The 19,195-nt window shown below is 65.1% G+C and carries 15 protein-coding genes; 13 read left to right on the top strand and 2 right to left on the bottom strand.

Annotated features, from left to right (window positions below; genetic code table 11):
- Positions 1-3 precede the first annotated feature (3 nt).
- From bchB to B4N44_RS01395, 12 genes are all read left to right on the top strand, one after another.
- Positions 4-1,611, top strand: coding sequence for a ferredoxin:protochlorophyllide reductase (ATP-dependent) subunit B (gene bchB / locus B4N44_RS01340; RefSeq protein ID WP_296696015.1), 1,608 nt, complete (start codon positions 4-6; stop codon positions 1,609-1,611).
- Positions 1,586-5,323 (top strand): magnesium chelatase subunit H, encoded by a 3,738-nt coding sequence (locus B4N44_RS01345; protein WP_296696018.1) that lies wholly within the window; start codon positions 1,586-1,588, stop codon positions 5,321-5,323. Before bchB ends, B4N44_RS01345 begins: the two co-directional genes overlap by 26 nt.
- The gene (gene bchL / locus B4N44_RS01350; RefSeq protein ID WP_414718107.1) at positions 5,320-6,231 is read left to right on the top strand and encodes a ferredoxin:protochlorophyllide reductase (ATP-dependent) iron-sulfur ATP-binding protein; all 912 of its coding nucleotides are present in this window, start codon (positions 5,320-5,322) and stop codon (positions 6,229-6,231) included. The genes B4N44_RS01345 and bchL overlap by 4 nt, the downstream gene beginning before the upstream one ends.
- A complete protein-coding gene (gene bchM, locus B4N44_RS01355) occupies positions 6,231-6,932 on the top strand; it encodes a magnesium protoporphyrin IX methyltransferase (protein WP_296696021.1) in 702 nt (233 codons plus the stop codon). The genes bchL and bchM overlap by 1 nt, the downstream gene beginning before the upstream one ends.
- A gap of 282 nt (positions 6,933-7,214) precedes the next feature.
- Complete coding sequence (gene puhA, locus B4N44_RS01360; protein WP_296696024.1) at positions 7,215-7,982, top strand: photosynthetic reaction center subunit H; 768 nt, start codon at positions 7,215-7,217, stop codon at positions 7,980-7,982.
- Positions 7,979-8,635, top strand: coding sequence for a photosynthetic complex putative assembly protein PuhB (puhB, locus tag B4N44_RS01365; protein ID WP_296696026.1), 657 nt, complete (start codon positions 7,979-7,981; stop codon positions 8,633-8,635). The genes puhA and puhB overlap by 4 nt, the downstream gene beginning before the upstream one ends.
- Before the next feature lie 12 nt (positions 8,636-8,647).
- The gene (gene puhC, locus B4N44_RS01370) at positions 8,648-9,103 is read left to right on the top strand and encodes a photosynthetic complex assembly protein PuhC (RefSeq protein WP_296696028.1); all 456 of its coding nucleotides are present in this window, start codon (positions 8,648-8,650) and stop codon (positions 9,101-9,103) included.
- A 267-nt stretch (positions 9,104-9,370) separates the two neighbouring features.
- Positions 9,371-10,309, top strand: coding sequence for a putative photosynthetic complex assembly protein PuhE (puhE, locus tag B4N44_RS01375; protein ID WP_296696030.1), 939 nt, complete (start codon positions 9,371-9,373; stop codon positions 10,307-10,309).
- A 372-nt stretch (positions 10,310-10,681) separates the two neighbouring features.
- The gene (gene bchE / locus B4N44_RS01380; RefSeq protein ID WP_296696033.1) at positions 10,682-12,337 is read left to right on the top strand and encodes a magnesium-protoporphyrin IX monomethyl ester anaerobic oxidative cyclase; all 1,656 of its coding nucleotides are present in this window, start codon (positions 10,682-10,684) and stop codon (positions 12,335-12,337) included.
- A gap of 88 nt (positions 12,338-12,425) precedes the next feature.
- The gene (gene hemN / locus B4N44_RS01385) at positions 12,426-13,712 is read left to right on the top strand and encodes an oxygen-independent coproporphyrinogen III oxidase (RefSeq protein WP_296696035.1); all 1,287 of its coding nucleotides are present in this window, start codon (positions 12,426-12,428) and stop codon (positions 13,710-13,712) included.
- Positions 13,709-14,314 (top strand): bacteriochlorophyll 4-vinyl reductase, encoded by a 606-nt coding sequence (gene bchJ / locus B4N44_RS01390; protein ID WP_296696038.1) that lies wholly within the window; start codon positions 13,709-13,711, stop codon positions 14,312-14,314. The genes hemN and bchJ overlap by 4 nt, the downstream gene beginning before the upstream one ends.
- A gap of 70 nt (positions 14,315-14,384) precedes the next feature.
- Complete coding sequence (locus B4N44_RS01395) at positions 14,385-15,743, top strand: AMP-binding protein (protein ID WP_296696039.1); 1,359 nt, start codon at positions 14,385-14,387, stop codon at positions 15,741-15,743.
- Between the two features lie 36 nt (positions 15,744-15,779).
- On the opposite strand, the gene B4N44_RS01400 is transcribed toward B4N44_RS01395, so the two are convergent.
- Together B4N44_RS01400 and crtD are read right to left on the bottom strand one after the other, a co-directional pair.
- Positions 15,780-16,652, bottom strand: coding sequence for a carotenoid 1,2-hydratase (locus B4N44_RS01400; protein ID WP_296696042.1), 873 nt, complete (start codon positions 16,650-16,652; stop codon positions 15,780-15,782).
- 41 nt (positions 16,653-16,693) lie between these two features.
- A complete protein-coding gene (crtD, locus tag B4N44_RS01405; protein WP_296696044.1) occupies positions 16,694-18,190 on the bottom strand; it encodes a 1-hydroxycarotenoid 3,4-desaturase CrtD in 1,497 nt (498 codons plus the stop codon).
- 118 nt (positions 18,191-18,308) lie between these two features.
- Between crtD and B4N44_RS01410 the strand changes: the two genes are divergently transcribed.
- On the top strand, positions 18,309-19,175 hold the full coding sequence (locus B4N44_RS01410) for a polyprenyl synthetase family protein (protein WP_296696048.1): 867 nt from the start codon (positions 18,309-18,311) through the stop codon (positions 19,173-19,175).
- Positions 19,176-19,195 lie beyond the last annotated feature (20 nt).

Here is a 19,195-nt window from a genome sequence, read left to right on the forward strand (position 1 = left end):
GCCATGCAGCTCACACTATGGTCATACGAAGGACCTCCGCACATCGGCGCGATGCGTGTCGTCGCCTCCATGGAAGGCGTGCATCTGGTTTTGCATGCCCCGCAGGGCGACACCTACGCCGATCTGCTCTTCACCATGATCGAGCGGCGCGCAACGCGCCCGCCCGTGACTTACACCAGCTTCCAGGCGCGCGAGCTGGGCAGCGATACCGCGGAGCTGGTCAAGACCAGCGTCGGCGAGGCCTTCGAGCGCTTCAAACCGCGCGTCCTCCTAGTCGGCGAGGCTTGCACGGCCGAGCTGATCCAGGATCAGCCCGGTGCCCTGGCCCGCGGGATGGGTCTGCCTGTACCGGTTCTGTCGCTCGAGCTGCCGGCCTATGCCCGCAAAGAATGCTGGGGCGCCAACGAGACCTTCTATCATCTGGTCCGTGGTCTGCTCAAGCCCCGCGTCCCGGAAGCAGGACGTCATCCCGAGCCCAGACCGACCGATCGGCGTGCGCGTGCGAATCTGCTCGGCCCCACGGCGCTGGGCTTTCGCTGCCGCGACGATGTCGAAGAGGTCACTCGGCTGCTCGCGTCGGTCGGCGTGGATGTTCATGTGGTCGCGCCCTTGGGCGCCACGCCCGAAGACCTGCTCCGGATCCCGGAGGCAGATTTCAACGTCTGTCTCTATCCCGAGACGGCCGACCAGACCTGTCTGTGGCTGGAGCGCATGTTCGGTCAGCCGACGGTGAAGACGGTGCCGATCGGGATCGGCGCGACCCGCGATTTTCTCGACGAGGTCGGGCGCATCGCGGGGATCGACGTGACTGATGCCAAGTCGCCGATTTCGTCTAGAATGCCCTGGTACTCGCGATCCGTCGATTCGACCTACCTGACCGGCAAGCGTGTCTTCATCTTCGCCGACGCCACCCATGCGGTCGCCGCGGCACGGATGTGCGCCGAAGAGCTGGGCTTTACCGTCGTCGGCATCGGGACCTATGCCCGCGAGTTTGCGCGCGACGTGCGCGAGTGCGCCAAGCGCTACGGCGTCGAGCCGCTGATCACGGACGATTATCTCGAGGTCGAGAAGCGGGCGGCGGAGCTGCAACCCGAGCTGATGTTGGGCACCCAGATGGAGCGCCACATCGCCAAGCGGTTGGGTATCCCCTGCGCGGTGATCTCGGCGCCCGTGCATGTCCAGGATTTTCCGGCGCGGTATGCGCCGCAGATGGGTTTCGAAGGTGCGAACGTGATGTTCGATACCTGGGTCCACCCCCTGATGATGGGGCTCGAAGAGCATCTCATCACCATGTTCCGGGAGGACTTCGAGTTTCACGATGCGGCCACGGCGTCGCATCTCGGATCACGGGTCGGAGCGAGTCGGCCGGCCGAGGCCGGATCCGAGTCGCATGCAGCGGCCGAACCGGCGGATTCGCCAGTCGATTCGCCGGCTCAGGCCGATGCTTCCACCGTCATTTGGGCAGCGGAAGCCGAGCAGGAGCTGAAAAAGATCCCGTTCTTCGTGCGCGGCAAGGCGCGTCGGAATACCGAGCGCTTCGCGGCGGAACAGGGCATCCAGACCATCACTGTGGAGACGCTCTACGATGCCAAAGCGCACTTCGGCCGCTGACAAGCGCGCCACGACCACGGACATCACCCCGATCCGTGTCGTCATTGTAAATCTCGACGGGCACCTCTCCGGCACCACCGAGCGGGCGCGCCCGTCCCTGCAGCGCGAGCTGCCCGGCCTGCAGTTGACGCTGCATGCGGCGACCGAATGGGCCGATTCCCCGGAGCTGCTCGAGCGTTGTCGCGAGGACATCGCGCGCGGTGACATCATCATGATCACCATGCTGGTCATGGAAGAGCACTTCAAACCCATCCTGCCCGCGCTGGCGGCGCGTCGCGACGACTGCGACGCCATGATCGTCTGCATGTCGGCCGGCGAGCTGATGAAGATGACGCGGCTCGGCGGCTTCAAGATGGACGGCTCTCCGGGTGGCCCGATGGCGCTGCTCAAGCGTCTGCGCGGCGGCAAGGAGAAAAAGCAGAGTGCGGGCGCCCAGCAGATGTCGATGCTGCGACGTATCCCCAAGCTGCTGCGCTTCATCCCGGGCACCGCCCAAGACGTGCGCGCCTACTTCCTGACGCTTCAGTATTGGCTGGCCGGCTCGGACGAGAACCTGGGCAACATGATCCGGTTCCTGGTCGACCGCTACGCGGACGGCCCGAGGCGCCATCTGCGCGGCACCATCAAGGCCGCGCCACCGGTCGAGTATCCGGACGTCGGGCTCTATCACCCGAAGATGAAGGGCCGGATCTCGGATCAGATCGCGAGCCTACCGCCCGTCAACGGCCGTCCCAATGGTCGCGTCGGTCTGCTGCTCATGCGCTCCTACGTGCTGGCCGGCAACGCCGCCCACTACAATGGTGTGATCGAGGCGCTCGAAGCACGCGGCCTGCAGGTCATCCCGGCGTTTGCAAGCGGTCTGGATGCGCGCCCGGCGATCGAGCGGTTCTTCCTGCAGGACGGCAAGGCGACGGTCGATGCGGTCATCTCGCTCACCGGCTTCTCGCTGGTCGGCGGACCGGCCTACAACGACTCCAAGGCGGCCGAAGCGATCCTGACCAAGCTGGACGTCCCCTATCTGTCCACCCTGGCGGTCGAATTCCAGCATGTGGACCAGTGGGAGGCGTCGAGCCAGGGTCTGCTCGCGGTCGAGGCAACCATGATGGTCGCCATCCCGGAGCTTGACGGTGCGACTGGCTCCATGGTCTACGGCGGGCGCAGCGGCGGCGGCTCGGGCGACGGCGCACGCGACATGCAGTCGCACACCGAGCGCGCGCAACGTCTGGCCTCGCGTGTTGAGCGTCTGGTGCGTCTGCGTCGGACCAAGCGCGCCGAGCGCAAGGTCGCCATCGTGCTGTTCAACTTCCCGCCGAACGCCGGCAACACCGGCACGGCCGCCTATCTGTCCGTCTTCGCCTCGCTCTATCACACCCTCGAGACGATGCACGCGGAAGGCTACAAGGTCGATGTGCCCAAGGATGTCGACGCGCTGCGCGAGCAGATCGTCAACGGCAACTCCGGACGTTTCGGCTCCCACGCCAACGTGCATGTCCGCATCCCGGTCGACGATCATGTCCGACGCGAGCCTTACCTGGCCGAGATCGAGGCCCAATGGGGCTCGGCACCCGGCAAGCAGCAGACCGACGGCGGCTCGCTGTTCGTGCTCGGCGCCCAGTTCGGCAACGTCTTTGTCGGTATCCAGCCCGCCTTCGGCTACGAGGGCGATCCCATGCGGTTGCTCTTCGAGAAGGGGTTCACCCCGACACATGCCTTCTCGGCCTTCTATCGCTGGATCCGCGACGACTTCGGCGCCCATGCGGTGCTGCACTTCGGGACCCACGGCGCATTGGAATTCATGCCCGGCAAGCAGGCCGGTCTCTCGGGCGCCTGCTGGCCGGATCGTCTGATCACGGACCTGCCCAACGTCTATCTCTACGCCTCGAACAACCCGTCCGAGGGCACCATCGCCAAGCGGCGTGCCGCGGCGACCCTGATCAGCTACATCACGCCCCCGATCGCCCACGCCGGGCTCTACAAGGGGCTGATCGATCTGAAGGGCTCGATGGAGCGCATGCGTGCTCTGCCCCCCGAGGAGAAAGACGAGCGCGCCGAGCTGGCCGTGTTGATTCAGGCCCAGGCCGCCGAGCTCGATCTGGCGGATCTCGAGCCGACCTGGAACGACGATGCGGAGAGCCGCATCGCCACGCTCCAGGACAAGGTGCTGGAGCTCGAGTACACCCTGATCCCGCACGGACTGCATGTCGTCGGCGAGGCACCGAGCGAAGAGGAGCGGCTCGACCTGCTGCTCGCGGTCGCCGAAGCCTCCAAAGACATGCACCCGACGCGCGCTGCCATCGAGGCGCTGGTCGCCGGCAAGACGCCCGAAAAGGCGCTCAAGGCCGGCGGGATGGCCACGTCCCACGAGAACGTCGAGCTGTTCCGCGAGCTGGCCGAGACCGACCGGCTCCTGATTCAGGACACCGAGACCCCGGCGATTCTGCACGCGCTCGACGGCGGCTTCATTCCCCCCGCGCCGGGCGGCGATCTGTTGCGCACACCGGCGATCCTGCCGACCGGGCGCAACCTGCACGGTTTCGACCCCTTCCGTCTGCCGAGCGCCTACGCGGTCAAGGACGGCGCGCGCCAGGCCCGGCGTCTGCTCGAGCGTCACATGTCGGAGGAGGGCAACGGCTTCCCCGAGACCATCGCGCTCGTACTCTGGGGGACCGACAACCTCAAGACCGAAGGCGGACCCATCGGGCAGGCCCTGTCGCTGCTCGGCGCGCTCCCGCGTTTTGACAACTATGGCCGTCTGGCCGGCGCGACCCTGATCCCGCTCGAAGAGCTGGGCCGTCCGCGTGTCGACGTCGTCATGACGCTCTCAGGTATCTTCCGCGATCTGCTGCCCCTGCAGACCCGTCTGTTGGCCGAGGCCGCCTTCTTGGCTGCCCAGGCCGACGAGCCGCTCGAGCAGAATTTCGTGCGTAAGCACGCACTCGCCTACCAAGAGGCGCAGGGCTGCGATCTGGAGACCGCCTCGCTGCGTGTCTTCAGCAACGCCGACGGGGCCTACGGCGCCAACGTCAACTACCTGGTCGACAGCAGCAGTTGGGACGGCGAGGACGAGCTGGCCGAGACCTATACGCGTCGCAAGTGCTTCGCCTACGGGCGTTCAGGGCAACCGGTCCGTCAGGCCGAGCTGCTCAAGAGCGTGCTCTCCACCGTACAGTTGGCTTACCAGAATCTCGACTCGGTCGAGCTGGGCGTGACCACCGTCGACCATTATTTCGACACGCTCGGCGGGATCACCCGCGCGGTGGGTCGCTTCAAGGGTGACGACGTCCCCGTCTATATCGGCGATCAGACCCGCGGCGACGGCGTGGTCCGCACCCTGGCCGAGCAGGTCGCGCTCGAAACGCGCACCCGCATGCTCAATCCCAAGTGGTACGAGGGCATGCTCAAGCACGGTTACGAAGGTGTGCGCCAGATCGAGGTCCATGTGACCAACACCATGGGTTGGTCGGCCACCACCGGCCAGGTTGCGCCCTGGGTCTATCAGCAGCTCACCGAGACCTATGTGCTCGACGAGGAGATGCGCAATCGTCTGGCGCAGCTCAACCCGACGGCTTCGGCGAAGGTTGCGAACCGGTTGATCGAGGCCCACGAGCGCAATTATTGGTCGCCCGATGCGGCTACGCTCGAGGCGCTGCGTCTGGCCGGCGAGGAGCTTGAAGATCGGCTCGAAGGGATTGTCGAGGAGGCCGCCGCGTGACGATCCAAGAGATCCCGGCCGGCATGCTCGGCGACGTTTCACGGCACCCGGACGGGGAGGGCAGTGTCCAGGTCCAGCTCGATCCGGATATCCGGATCGATACGGCCAAGGTCTTTGCCGTCTACGGCAAGGGCGGCATCGGCAAGAGCACGACCTCCTCGAACCTGTCGGTCGCCTTTTCCAAGCTCGGCAAGCGCGTCCTGCAGATCGGCTGCGATCCGAAGCACGACTCGACCTTTACCCTGACCAAGTGCTTGGTGCCGACGGTGATCGATATCCTCGAATCCGTGGACTTCCATGCCGAGGAGCTGCGCCCGAGCGATTACGTCTACGAAGGCTATAACGGCGTGATGTGCGTGGAGGCGGGCGGTCCGCCGGCCGGCACCGGCTGCGGCGGCTATGTCGTCGGCCAGACCGTGAAGCTGCTTAAGCAGCATCACCTGCTCGAAGACACCGACGTCGTGGTCTTCGATGTCCTCGGCGACGTGGTCTGCGGCGGGTTTGCCGCGCCGCTGCAACATGCCGAGCGTGCGCTGATCGTCACGGCCAACGACTTCGATTCGATCTTCGCGATGAACCGCATCGCCGCGGCGATCCAGGCCAAGGCCAAGCATTACGGCGTGCGCATCGGCGGCGTCATCGCCAACCGCAGTGTGAACACCGACGAGATCGATCGCTTCAACGACGCAGTGGGTCTCAAACGGCTCGCCCACCTGCCGGACCTCGATGTCATCCGGCGCAGTCGCCTGAAGAAGTCGACCCTGTTCGAGATGGACGATGCAGACGGGCTCGAGCATGCCAAGTCCGAGTATCTTCGCCTGGCCCAGATGCTGTGGGACGGGGTCGAGCCACTGGACGCGCAGCCCATGCGCGACCGCGATATCTTTGATTTTCTGGGGTTCGATTGATGGCCAACGGCTCGTATCAAGAGCGCCGCGAAGAGATCGAAACCTACTTCGATCGCACCGCCGCCGACGCCTGGCGCAAGCTGACATCCGACGTAAAGGTCAGCCGCATCCGGGCCACCGTGCGCGCGGGTCGCGACGACATGCGGGCGACCCTGTTGGACTGGCTGCCCGCCGATCTGACCGGCAAGCGTCTGCTCGACGCCGGTTGCGGGACGGGTGCGCTGGCCTTCGAGGCGGCGCGGCGGGGCGCGGAGGTCGTCGCCATCGACGTCGCACCGACCCTGATCCAGATCGCGCAGGAACGCACCCCGAAGGATCTCGGCCCCGGGTCGGTCCATTTCGAGGCCGGCGACATGCTCGACCCGGCGCACGGCCGCTTCGATCATGTGGTCGCCATGGATTCCTTGATCCATTACGTGCCGGCGGATGTGGTGGCGGTGCTGGCCGGCCTGGCCGGGCGGACCGGCGGCTCGATCCTCTTTACTTTCGCGCCGAAGACGCCTGCGCTGGCGATCATGCACGCCGTCGGGCAGCTCTTTCCGCGCGGCAACCGATCGCCTGCGATCGTGCCGGTCGGACCGGATCGGCTGCGTGCGCTCCTGGCCGCCGAGCCGGCCCTCGCGGGCTGGCAGCCGCAGCGCACCCGGCGGATTGCAGTCGGTTTTTATACGTCGCAGGCACTCGAGTTGGTGCCCGCGTGAGCAGTCGAGTGCAGTGTTTCGAGACTGCCGTCCGTGCGCCCCTGCAGACGATGCCGCGGATGGTTGCGGCAAGGCACTCGGGCGTGGTTTCGGCCCGGCCTCGGCCGGTCCTTTTATAGGCTAGGGAGTCGTCAATCACATCGAGATCCAGAGCGGTTTTTCCCACGTTGGTCGACATTGACCGGCTTGTCGCTCCCGCGAGCGAATCCGATCAACAACGGTCATCGCGCTTCGGCCTAATCGGTTTGCCCGGTTAGTCTTTCGTCCTGAGGAGGTCACATCATGTCAGCAGCCATCACCAGCTATATCGACGTCGCCCAGCTCGTGCTCTATGTCTTCTGGTTCTTCTTTGCCGGACTGATCTTCCACCTGCATCGCGAAAACAAGCGGGAAGGCTATCCGCTCGAATCCACCCGCGGCGGTAAGATCAAGATCGAAGGCTTCCCGTCGATGCCGCAGCCGAAGACCTATCTGCTTCCGCACAACGGTGGAACCGTCACGGTGCCGCGTGTCGAGGCCGCCGAGAAGATCAACGCCACGCCGGCGCAGCCGTACGCGGGCTCCCCGCTCATCCCGAACGGTGATCCGATGCTGTCTGGATTCGGTCCGTCCGCTTCCCCGGACCGGGAGAAGCATCCGGATCTGACCTTCGAGGGCGCACCTAAGATCGTCCCGCTACGCGTCGCCACCGATTTCTCGATCGCCGAGAAGGATCCTGATCCGCGTGGTATGACGGTTGTCGGATTCGACGGCGAAGTCGGCGGAACCGTGACCGACGTCTGGGTCGACCGTTCCGAGCCGCAGATCCGTTACCTTGAGTTGAAGGTGGCGAAGGGCGGCAAGCAGGTTCTGCTGCCGATCAACTTCACGCGCTTCGACAAGAAGAACGGCAAGGTCAACGTCAAGTCGATTGCCGGCAAGCACTTCGCGAACGTGCCGGGTCTGGCCAAGCCCGATCAGATCACCCTCTACGAAGAGGACAAGATCTGCGCCTACTATGCCGGTGGCCAACTTTACGCAGCTGCGGATCGGTCTGAGCCTCTGCTGTGAGAGAGTATGAGTTCGAGCCCATTCGGGGCTTGCCCGAGCATCTTCCCCCCGGCGAGGAGATGCTCTGGCAGGGTGCACCGCGCTGGAGCGCTTTGGCGCGGCGCGCCTTTCATATCCGGAAGGTCGCCGTCTATTTCGCCATCATTCTGGTGTGGCGGATCTTCGCGGATCTCTCCGCGGGGGAGACGACGGGCGAGGTCGTGGTCGGCGCGCTCTGGATCACGGCACTCGCCCTCGTCTCGATCGGCGGCCTTCTGCTGCTTGCTTGGGCCATGGCGAGGTCCACGGTCTACACCATTACAACGCGCCGCTTGGTGATGCGTTTCGGTGTGGCACTGCCGATGATCGTGAACTTTCCATTTGCGCAGATCCACTCCGCGCAGATGAAGCGGCACCGCGATGAGACCGGGGACATCCCCATCGTTCTGGTCGCATCGACGCGCACCTCCTACACGGTCCTCTGGCCGCATGTGCGTCCCTGGCATTTCACCAAACCGCAGCCGATGCTACGGGCAATTCCCGATGTAGCTCGGGTCGCCGGGATCCTCTCGGATGCACTCAACCGCTATCTGGCCCAAAGCGAAAAGGGCTCGGAGCACGCCGAAGCGGGCACGGACGACCGCACTGGATCCGACGCTGCACTGACATCCTGAAGAGGTTGAATCTTGACTGAATTGCATGATCGCCCGTTTCCGCGGGGCATCCTGATCGCGGTTGCCTCCTTGATCGGTTTCACGATCCTGGCGGTTGCTGTCGCGAGGCTCACCGGCTTCGACCCAAGCCAGGCTCCCGTCTCGCCCGAGGTTGCGGTTCGCGATCTGAGTTTCGTCGAGGTCGGCCAGGGTGATCTCGCGGTCTACGATGCCGAGTCCGGGGCGCTGTTGGAGACACTTCCGCCGGGCGAGGACGGTTTCATCCGCGGCGTGCTTCGTACGCTCGAGCGCGAGCGTCGGATGCACGACGTCGCTCTGGACGGGCCTTATCGGCTGAGTCTTCGCGAGAACGGTCGTTTTACGTTGGAGGATCAAACGACCGACTTCTTCATCGATCTCAGGGCATTCGGCCCGACCAACGAGGCTGCCGTCGGCCGATTCCTATCGGCATCGCCGCCGGTGCAGTGAGGCTTGCGGCCGGGTCTCGGGGCGAGCGACGCCCTTTGCTCCGGCCGCCCTCGTGACGAAGCGAACCCTGCTCGCGCGACGTCTCGCCTGCTATGATCCCGGCTTCCCGACCTCGACATCCCGCGTCCCTCGGGATCGGCTCCATCCGAGCAATCGCGTCGGTTGATCCTCGATTCGGCGTAGGCGAGGTCCTTCGCTGCAGTGCAGGGGTGATCCCGGAAGCGGAGGCATTCCGATCGCCATCGGCCAGAGAATAGGGCGCATTTCATGCTCGAATATGGTTACCCCGTTCTTTTCGCGCTCGGGCTCTGGTGGTTCAGCACGGGTGTGGTGCTCTATCTGGACAATCTGCCGGGCCGCACCTTCGGGTGGACGATGCTCGGCGGCAGCGCGGTGCTGGCATTTGCCGTTTTTGCGCTGGTCGTCAGCAGTACCTCAGCCTCTCTGAGCGCGGCCTACATCGCCTTCACCTCCGGCGTGGTGGTCTGGGGCGTCTTGGAGATGAGTTATTTCACCGGTCTATTGACCGGGCCGCGCAAGACGCCGTGCCCACCCGGCTGTGTGGCCTGGAAGCGGTTCGGTCTCGCTATTCTGACCAGTCTCTATCACGAGTTTGCGGTCCTCTCGGCGGTGGCCTTCTTGGTCGTGATCTCATGGGGCGAGCCCAATCAGGTCGGAACCTGGACCTTTGTCGTGCTTTGGCTGATGCGTTGGAGCGCCAAGCTTAATCTGTTTCTGGGTGTTCCCAACCTGAACGACTGGCTGCCCGAGCATCTGGCCTACCTGAAGTCCTACATGCCCAAGCGGAGCATGAACCTCTTGTTTCCGATCTCGGTGACCGTGTCCACCCTGATCGTGGTTCTGATGGTGTCCCGGGCGCTGAGTCCGGGTGTGAGCGAGTTCGAGGTCGTCAGCCTGATCCTGGTGGCGAGCCTTTTGGCATTGGGGATCCTCGAGCACTGGTTCCTCGTGCTTCCCTTGCCGGACGAAGCGCTCTGGGCCTGGGCGTTGCCCTCGCGGGATGACGACGGGGAATCGGGCGGGGAAGCGGATAGAGGCAAGGGGCGGAACGGAACGCGTTCCGATGGATCGCCCCGGAGAATGGTCGCCTCCCGAACCTCGTCGCGGCACCAGGCGACCTCGCCGCCACCCCGTCGCCCCGTCGAGCGCGGTCGCGGCGGGACCCCGATCACGGAGCTTCCGTGAACATAGGATCGGGGTGCGTCAGTGTTGCGGCGCGCTTTGATCCCGGTCGTAGACTGGGCTAGGCTTACTCGCACTTCGGGCAAGGGGAGGGTCGGAGAGGCGATGTCGTAGCGCCCGCCTCGGTTGACGCGAATCATATCGAGCTGGTCGGGAATCAGCTAAGGTAGAGAGCAATGCGCGCCCGGATGGCGCGACACCAAACGACCCGATTCGGATAGAGCAGAGCTCAAGGCCATCGCTGCGCGGCGGCATCCTGTCCCGGTGTCATCGCTGATACCGCCGGCACGAAGGGCTCGGCTATGCCCGAGATCGGACTGATGCGATCAGGCTCGAATGGCCGTTGCCCGTTCGACCCGTCCCTGAGGAATTCTCATGCGTATATTGATGATCCAGCCGAACTATCACTGTGGTGGTGCGGAAATCGCGGGAAACTGGCCACCCGGCTGGGTCGCCTATATCGGCGGTGCGCTCAAGCACGCGGGCATGACGAACATCCGGTTCATCGATGCGATGACCTACGATATTCCGGACGACAAGCTGCGCGAGATCATCCGCGTCAACCGGCCCGACGTCGTTCTGGCGACCGCCATCACCCCGCAGATCTACAAGGCGCAGACTACGCTCCAGATCGCCAAAGAGGTGCTCCCGGACTGCGTCACCGTGCTCGGCGGCATCCATCCGACCTTCATGTATACGCAGGTCTTCAGCGAGGCGCCCTGGATCGACTACATCGTGCGTGGCGAGGGCGAGGAGATCGCGGTCGCGCTCCTGCAATCCATCGAGGCGGGCACCCATCGGCAAGATCGCAAGCGCATCTGGGGTATCGCCTACATCGACGACGACGGCCAGGTCGTCGCAACCCCTGCGCGTCCCGTCATCGAGGATCTGGACACCCTGACGCCGGATTGGTCCCTGCTCGACTGGGACAAGTACATCTATACCCCGCTCAACTGTCGGGTCGCCGTGCCGAACTTCGCGCGTGGCTGTCCCTTCACCTGCCGTTTTTGCTCGCAGTGGAAGTTCTGGCGTAAATATCGTCATCGCGATCCCAAGAAATTCGTCGACGAAATCGAGACCCTGGTTCGCGACTACAACGTCGGCTTCATGATCCTCGCCGACGAGGAACCGACGATTTTCCAGAAGAAGTTCGTTGCACTCTGCGAAGAGTTGATCAAGCGCGATCTCCCGCTGCACTGGGGTATCAACACCCGCGTGACCGACATCATGCGCGACCGCGACCTGCTGCCCTTGTACCGCAAAGCCGGTCTGGTTCATGTCTCGCTCGGCACCGAGGCGGTCTCGCAGTTGAACCTCGATACCTTCCGCAAGCAGACCACGGTCGAGCAGAACAAGTTGGCGGTCAAGCTCCTGCAGCAGGCCGGAATCGTCGCCGAGGTCCAGTTCATCATGGGTCTCGAGAACGAGACGCCCGAGACCATCGAGGAGACCTACAAGCTCGCCCAGGACTGGAAGCCCGATATGGCGAACTGGAACATGTACACGCCGTGGCCCTTCGCGGAGCTGTTCGAGGAGTTGGGCGACAGGGTGGAGGTTCGCGACTACTCCAAGTACAATTTCGTCACGCCGATCATGAAGCCCGAGGCGATGACGCGCGAGCAGGTGCTCAAGGGCGTCCTGAAGAATTATGCGCGCTTCTACATGCGCAAGAGCTTCTTGGAGTATCCTTGGATCAAGGACAAGTTTCGTAGACGTTACATGCTCGGCTGCCTCAAGGCCTTTGCCAAGACCACGGCCTCGAAGAAATTCTACGACCTCGAGCGGCTCAAGATGAAGGGGATGTCGGCCGAGGTGGATCTGGGCTTCGATGCGTCCAAGGTTCTGACCGCCGATGAGATCGCTCAGTTGAAGCGAGATCGTCCCGAGCTGTCCGCGGACATGAACTTCAAAGGGACGCCGGTCAAGATCGTGGCATGCGGTGCCCCGGATGATCTGCAGGTTTCGGAATCGGATCTGCCGATCAAATCCGCCGTCTCCAAGCCCAAGATGACAGCAGTCCAACCTGACTAACCGGGTTCAAGACATGGCGCCTCCACTCCCTTCAAGCCTACCGGTCGAGCTTCTCGAGCGGTTCGGACATTTGCCTCCGGGGTGCGTCTTGGCAACCTCGCAAATGGGCGGTGACGCGGCCTTCTCGGACTCGAACTACAAAGAAGCGCTCATGGGGCTGCGCGACAGCCCCGACGAGCAGGTTTCGGTCTACGTGCACGTGCCCTTCTGTCACGTGCGCTGTCTCTACTGTGCGTGCAACACGACGATCACCCACAGCGAAGAGAAGGTCGACCAGTACCTCGATACCCTCGACCGGGAGATGGGGCTCGTCACCGACATCATCGGCCGCGGCCGGGTCACCGATCAGCTCCACGTCGGAGGCGGCACGCCGAATCATCTCAACGAGCCTCAACTGGCTCGACTGATCGAGATCGTCGAGCGCCACTTTCGAATTGCCGGGCAAGCCTGTACCTCGATCGAATGCAACCCGCGCCGGACCTCGGCAGGGCAGCTCGATCTTCTCTACGGGCTCGGGTTCAAGCGCATCAGTTTCGGCGTGCAGGACCTCAACTCGGACGTGCAGCGCGCGATCGGCCGCGTCCAGTCACTCGACATGGTGCGCGACGTCTTTCTGACGGCGCGCGACACCGGATTCGAGAGCATCAATCTCGATCTGATTTACGGCTTGCCCTTCCAGACGCCGGAGGGGTTCCAGGCGACACTCGACCAAATCGTCGCGCTCGGGCCCGACCGGATCGCTTGTTTCAGCTACGCCCATGACCCCGTGAGCAGGCCCCATCAGCACGCCATCAGTGCGGATCATCTGCCCTCGGTGGCCGAGAAGCTGGCCTTGTTCCATCAGGCCGTTCAGTCCTTCACGGCAGCCGGTTATCGCTGGGTCGGCCTGGACGTCTTCGCGCGCGAGGCCGACGAGCTGACGAGTGCTCAGGACGAGCGTCGACTCTATCGCAACGCGATCGGCTACACCCCGATGCCGGCCAAGCAGGTGCTCGCCTTCGGGCCGAGCGGGATCGGCGAGGTCGGCGGCGCGCTGGTTCAGAACGCGCCGGACCTCAAGACCTGGCAGCATTGCGTGTCTTCCGGGCTGCTTCCCGTGTCCTGGGGACGTCGGCTGAGCGATCAGGATCGGCGCCGTCGGGAGGCCATCCTGTATCTCATGTGCAACCTCGAGCTCCCCGCGTCATCCGCGCACGGCTTGGAGCGCGAATACGAGAGCCTCTGTCGCGACGGCGGACGCGGCTTGCTCGAGGTGACGGACGACGGGATTCGGGTCACCGAGGAAGGCCGTTATCTGCTGCACGGACTCTGCGTCGAGCAGGACGCGTCCGTCGACTGGGGAAGCACCCAGTGGCGCGCGACGGCCGGGCTATGAACGCGCCGAGCGATTTCGGTGCAACCGCACGGGTCGGACCCAATGCCGTGATCCGCGTCGCCGAGGCATTGGAGTCGGCTCGCGGCCACGATGCCGTTACCCGAGTGTTTCGAGCCGCCGATCTCGAGCGCTATCTGAAGGCGCTCCCGAGCGAGATGGTCGACGAGCGCGAGGTGACCCGGCTCCAAGCCGCGCTGCGCGATGAATTGGGCCTCGAGGTTGCCCGACCGGTGTCGCACGATGCGGGATTGCGTACGGGCGATTATCTCCTCGCCAATCGCATCCCGCGTCCGGTCCAGCGCCTCCTCACGATCCTGCCGGCACGTTTGGCGAGCCGCGTTCTGATCTCGGCCGTTCGCCGCAACGCTTGGACTTTTGTCGGCAGCGGCGTCTTCGACGGCACGCCCGGTCGTCCGACCAGGCTATCGGTGACGGATGGTCCGATTTGCCGGGGCGCTATGGCCAACGAGCCTCTTTGTGATTTCTATGCCGGGAGCTTCGAGCGCCTGTTCTCCCGCCTTGTGCATCCGAACGCGCGTGTCACCGAGATTGCCTGCCAGGCCAACGGTGCTGAATCCTGCGTCTTCGAGGTCCGCTGGTAGTCTCGATTGCGTCGGCTGCTGACTCCGCCTCTCTCGATTCGGTCGCAATCGATCCAGTTCGTCACACCCCTTGTCTGATTCATTCGGTATTCACGGCGGCATCCTTCTGGATCGTGCCCGACGAGATCGTGTCGGGCGCGACGCGCCTGTTGGCGAGACTGTTGCCGCGCTGACGCATCAGGGGCTTCGGCCGGGACAGGTCGTCCTCTGTCCGGATACCCCCGCGATCGAGTCGGTGACGATGACCTTGGCGCTCATGCGGGTCGGGGCGGCATTGCTGCCGTATCGCACCGGTCTAACCCCGAACGAGCTCCTGGAGCTGGCGACGTCGACCGGGGCGGAGTGGCGTTGGTGTCCCGAGTCCAGGACCCTGGTCCCGATCAAGCATGCGGTCGGGCCCGTATCTGCGCGCCCCTGGTCCTCGGATTCGGAGCTCGCCCTGCTCGTGAAGACCAGCGGCAGCAGCGGCGGATCCAAGGTCGTGATGTTGACCCGCGAGAATCTCCTCGTCTCGGCTGCGGCTGTGAATCGGCGCCTCGGTTTCGGGTCCGATGATGTCTGGCTCGGTTGTTTGCGTCTGAGCCATATCGGCGGTCTGGCGATCATTCATCGCTGGGCGCTCGCCCGCGGGGGGCTGATCCTGCATGAGGGATTCGATGCGCAGGCCGTTGCCGAGGATCTGCAGCGTTGTCCAGTGACGCATATTTCTCTGGTGCCGCCGATGTTGGGTCGCCTGCTCGAGACGGGCGTCGCGCCGCCGCCGTCGCTGCGTGTCGTTCTGGTGGGTGGGCAAGCCCTGAGTCCGGTGCTGGCCGAGCGCGCACTTGATGCCGGATGGCCGCTCTTCCTCACCTACGGCATGACCGAGACCACGTCTCAGATCGCGACCTCGGCGCATGCGCTGGAGCGCGTCCCCTCCGACGGCCGCGTGGGTCCCTTGCTTCCGGGTGTGGAGATCGATCGGCGCGACGGACTCGAAGGCCCGAACCGACTGCGGGTCCGCGGACCCATGGTGATGGCCGGCTACGCCAACCCCGCACGCCTTCCCGGTCAGGGGCTCGAGGCGGGTTGGTTCGAGACCTCGGACCTGGGCGGCATCGACGCGGCCGGCGAGCTCTGCGTTGTCGGCCGCGCCGACGACGTCCTGGTCATCGGCGGCAACAACATCTCGCTGACCCGTGTGGATGGGCTGCTCCGCGCGGCCCCCGGCGTCGCGGATCTGGCTGTCGTCGCACTCGATGACGCGGTCTGGGGGCATCGCTTGGTGGTGGTCTACAGCGGCGATCTCGACGAGCCGGCGTTCGAACGCTGGTGCTGCGGTGCCCTCTCGGGTGCCGAGCGGCCTCGCACATTCAAGCGGGTTCCGGCGCTCCCGCTTCTGGATTCGGGCAAGTACGATCGGATCTCGATCCGGGCCCTGGCGGTTTAATCCGCAAGCCGTCTGTCGACGCGTCCCGGCGGTGTTTCAACTCCCGATCCGCGGCATTCGAAACGGCAGCATCAACTGGACAATGCGCGAGGCAAAGCGATCGAGCGAGAGGCTCTCGTGCACGCAGGTCGCGGTCTCGCCGGCCAGGCGTGTCTCCACGAGCGAGCGCGCGTAGAAGGGCGTGTCTTCCAGCGTCGCCACGACACGCGCGTCATGTCCCGGCTCGCACTGGGTCCCGCGCTTGATGCGCCAGATCCCGGTCGTGGGCAGGCGCACCCGCGGCGGTGGCGTGAATTCATCCACCTCGCCCGAGGCATTGAAGCGCAGCGCTAAGCCGGCGCCGGTCCCGTGACGCGCGGTCACGTCGTAGAGCATGGTGGTGCCCGACGGCGTATTGGCGCGCGACCAGTCCCAACACTGGAAGGCGTCTTCGAGCGGCTCCTCTCCGCGATTGGAGTCGAGATAGGCGTGTCCGCTCCAGCGCAACGCCGGTTTTTCCAGATCGACCTCGACGCGCGAGATGGGCGCGATCGGCCACCAGACATGACGTCCCGCCGGATCGAGCGTGAACTCGCGCGTGTTGACGGCGGCCGGGATCACCCGAATCCGTCCGCGCACCCGCGAGGGGATGGGTGCGGTGATCTCGTTGACCTCGATGGTCAGCGCCGTACCGTCCCAGGTCAGGTGGCTCGGGCCGATGTCGAGTCGCCCCGGCGACTGGCGCAGTGCCTTGCGCCCGCGCTCTGTCATGGTCCAGCGTTTTCCGGCCTTCCCGTAGAGCGCAACATTGAGCGCGCAGTGATCGAGCGGGTCCGGATTGCCGCGCCGCCGCGCCCACGCGTAGTAGGGTGAGAAGACGCTGCCGAGCATGGCGATGATGGTCAGACCATGGTCGCCGTCGTCGCTCAACGCATCCAGATACCACCAGAGATAGCCGCCCGGCGTGATCCTCAGGTCGAAGCAAGGTCCGCGAGCAGCGTCGCTGCCGCCAGGCGTCCCGACATCGCCGCCATCGGCACCCCGGCTCCCGGATGCGCGCTCCCCCCCGCCAGATAGAGCCCCGGCACCTTGCTGCGCGACGGCGGACGCGTGAATGAGGCCCTCCATCCGTGTGACGCTTGGCCGTAGAGTGCCCCGCCCGTCGCCGGGAAGAGCTGGTTGAAGCCGGCCGGCGTCGTCACGACGCTCGTCTCGGGTATCCGATGAACCTGGAGCCCACAGCGCTCCAGGAGTGAGAATGCCCGCTGCTCGCATTGCTCGATCTCCGCGGTGTCGAATGGGTGCCGATCGCCCTTTGCCGGGGCGTTGAGAAGGCAGAGTAGGCGCTCGGGCCCCTGCGGTGCGGCGTCGTCGTGGGCGCCGCGATCCTGAGCGCAGATGTAAACGGTGCCCTCGCGCGGGACCTGGCCGCGGCCGAAGATGTCCTCGAACTCGGCCGGGTAGTCCCGACAGAAGAAGACGCTGTGGCGCAACAGCGGGAAGCCCTCGGTGCGTGCGACCAGGTTCCAGGTGATGGCGGAGAGCGAGCGCTCGGACGGTGCAGTCTTGGCCACGGCCTGTCCGACACCTGACCCCAAGTTCCCGGCGGCGAGCGCGGCGGCGTCGCCGTTGAAGACGACGGCGTCGGCTCGGAGCGACTCGCCCGAGCCGAGTCGAACCCCGCGCGCGCGTCCGCGCTCGACCAAGATCTCGGCCACGTCGGCCCCGTAAGTGATGCTTGCGCCGAGCGATTCGGCCAGCCGCGCCAGGGCGACGGCCGTTTGGTGCATGCCGCCCTCGACCGACCAGACGCCTTGGCGCTCCACATGGGCGATCAGCATCAGGGTTGCGGGTGCGAGGAAGGGCGAGGAGCCGCAATAGGTCGAATAGCGCCCGAAGAGTTGGCGCAGACGCTGATCCTTGAAGTGCTCGCCGAGTGACTGCCAGAGGCTGTCGAATGGCTTGATGCGACGCAGGCCCGGAAAGCCGCTGATCCCGCAGCGACTGACCAGACTGAGGGGGTTCGGACGCGAGGAGCGGATGAAGGGGCCGTCGAGCGTCTCGAAGATGGTGCGCGCGTGCTCGCAAAAGCCGCGGTAGCGTTTCGCCTCGGCCGCGCCGGCGAAATCGCCGATCGCCTCGATGGTGCGCTCCTCGTCGGCATAGAGGTCGAAGCGCTCATGCTCGCTCCAAGCGTGGCGTGCTAAGATCTCGAACGGTTCGAGCGTCAGATAGTCCGTCAGGGATGCGCCCGCCTCGGCGAAGATCTCCTCGAAGATCCAGCGCATCGTGAAGACCGTCGGTCCTGCGTCGATGTGTCGATCGCCGACCACGACCTCCCGCATCTTTCCGCCGGGGGCCGCAGCCCGTTCGAGGACACGCACCTCAAGGCCGCGCGAGGCCAGTTGAACCGCGGTGACGAGTCCGCCGATGCCGGCGCCGACGACGATCACTTTCTTTGTGGGCATCCGATGATGGCCTCTCTTTCGATTTGTATTTGACGCCGTTGGCGTCCGTGTCTATTGTACATGACACTTGTCAGTGTCAACTAATATTTACAGATCGGCGGCGACCGGGGGAGCGGCGATGGACCCAACCATGCGAATCGAGCAGGCATTGGCAGCGGCCTTGGAGTCGGTCACGACGGCGGCCTGTCCGCCACGGCTTGCAGAGGCGGTTCGCCATGCTGTCTTTCCGGGCGGTGCGCGCGTGCGACCGAGGCTCTGTTTGGCGGTCGCTGCGGCCTGTGGAAGCCGGGATGTCGAGGCGGCGGATGCCGCGGGCGTCTCCATCGAGCTGCTGCACTGCGCATCCCTGGTCCATGACGACCTTCCCTGTTTCGACGATTCCCCGTTGCGCCGGGGTTTGCCCTCGGTCCATCGGGCCTACGGCGAGCCGTTGGCCGTACTGGCCGGCGATGCCTTGATCGTCCTCGCCTTCGAGCATCTTGCCCGCGTCTTGGGCAACAGCCCCGAGCGTTTGGCGCCGCTGCTGATGACCGTCAGCCGAGCTGTCGGGATGCCGTCCGGCATCGTCGCCGGTCAGGCCTGGGAGTGCGAACCCAAGGTCTCGGTTGCAGATTATCACCGTGCGAAGACGGGCGCGCTCTTTGCCGCCGCCACCGCCGCCGGCGCTCAAGTGGCCGGCGCCGATGCCGACGCTTGGCGTGTGGTCGGCGACAAGATCGGCGAAGCCTACCAGGTCGCGGACGATCTGCGCGACGTCGCCGCCAGTGCGCAAGAGGTCGGCAAGCCGGTCGGTCGCGATGCCGTGCTGAACCGCCCGAGCGCCGCAGGGGAGCTCGGCGTGGACGGCGCGGTCGCGCTGCTTCGCGGTCTGGTGAAGGGTGCCATCGATGCGATCCCGCCTTGTCCGGGGTCCGCGCAGCTCGCCGAGGTCCTGATGTCCGAGGCGCGCCACATCATGCCCAAGGGTCTCGCCGATCGCGCTTGAGTCGCGCCGTGTCCAGCGGT

Source organism: Thiocapsa sp. UBA6158 (genome assembly GCF_002423035.1).
Taxonomy (GTDB): domain Bacteria; phylum Pseudomonadota; class Gammaproteobacteria; order Chromatiales; family Chromatiaceae; genus Thiocapsa.

Coding starts and splice junctions, on each gene's coding strand:
- bchB (WP_296696015.1), top strand. CDS start 4: ATGCAGCTCACACTATGGTCATACGAAGGACCTCCGCACATCGGCGCG.
- B4N44_RS01345 (WP_296696018.1), top strand. CDS start 1,586: ATGCCAAAGCGCACTTCGGCCGCTGACAAGCGCGCCACGACCACGGAC.
- bchM (WP_296696021.1), top strand. CDS start 6,231: ATGGCCAACGGCTCGTATCAAGAGCGCCGCGAAGAGATCGAAACCTAC.
- puhA (WP_296696024.1), top strand. CDS start 7,215: ATGTCAGCAGCCATCACCAGCTATATCGACGTCGCCCAGCTCGTGCTC.
- puhE (WP_296696030.1), top strand. CDS start 9,371: ATGCTCGAATATGGTTACCCCGTTCTTTTCGCGCTCGGGCTCTGGTGG.
- bchE (WP_296696033.1), top strand. CDS start 10,682: ATGCGTATATTGATGATCCAGCCGAACTATCACTGTGGTGGTGCGGAA.
- bchJ (WP_296696038.1), top strand. CDS start 13,709: ATGAACGCGCCGAGCGATTTCGGTGCAACCGCACGGGTCGGACCCAAT.
- crtD (WP_296696044.1), bottom strand. CDS start 18,190: ATGCCCACAAAGAAAGTGATCGTCGTCGGCGCCGGCATCGGCGGACTC.
- B4N44_RS01410 (WP_296696048.1), top strand. CDS start 18,309: ATGGACCCAACCATGCGAATCGAGCAGGCATTGGCAGCGGCCTTGGAG.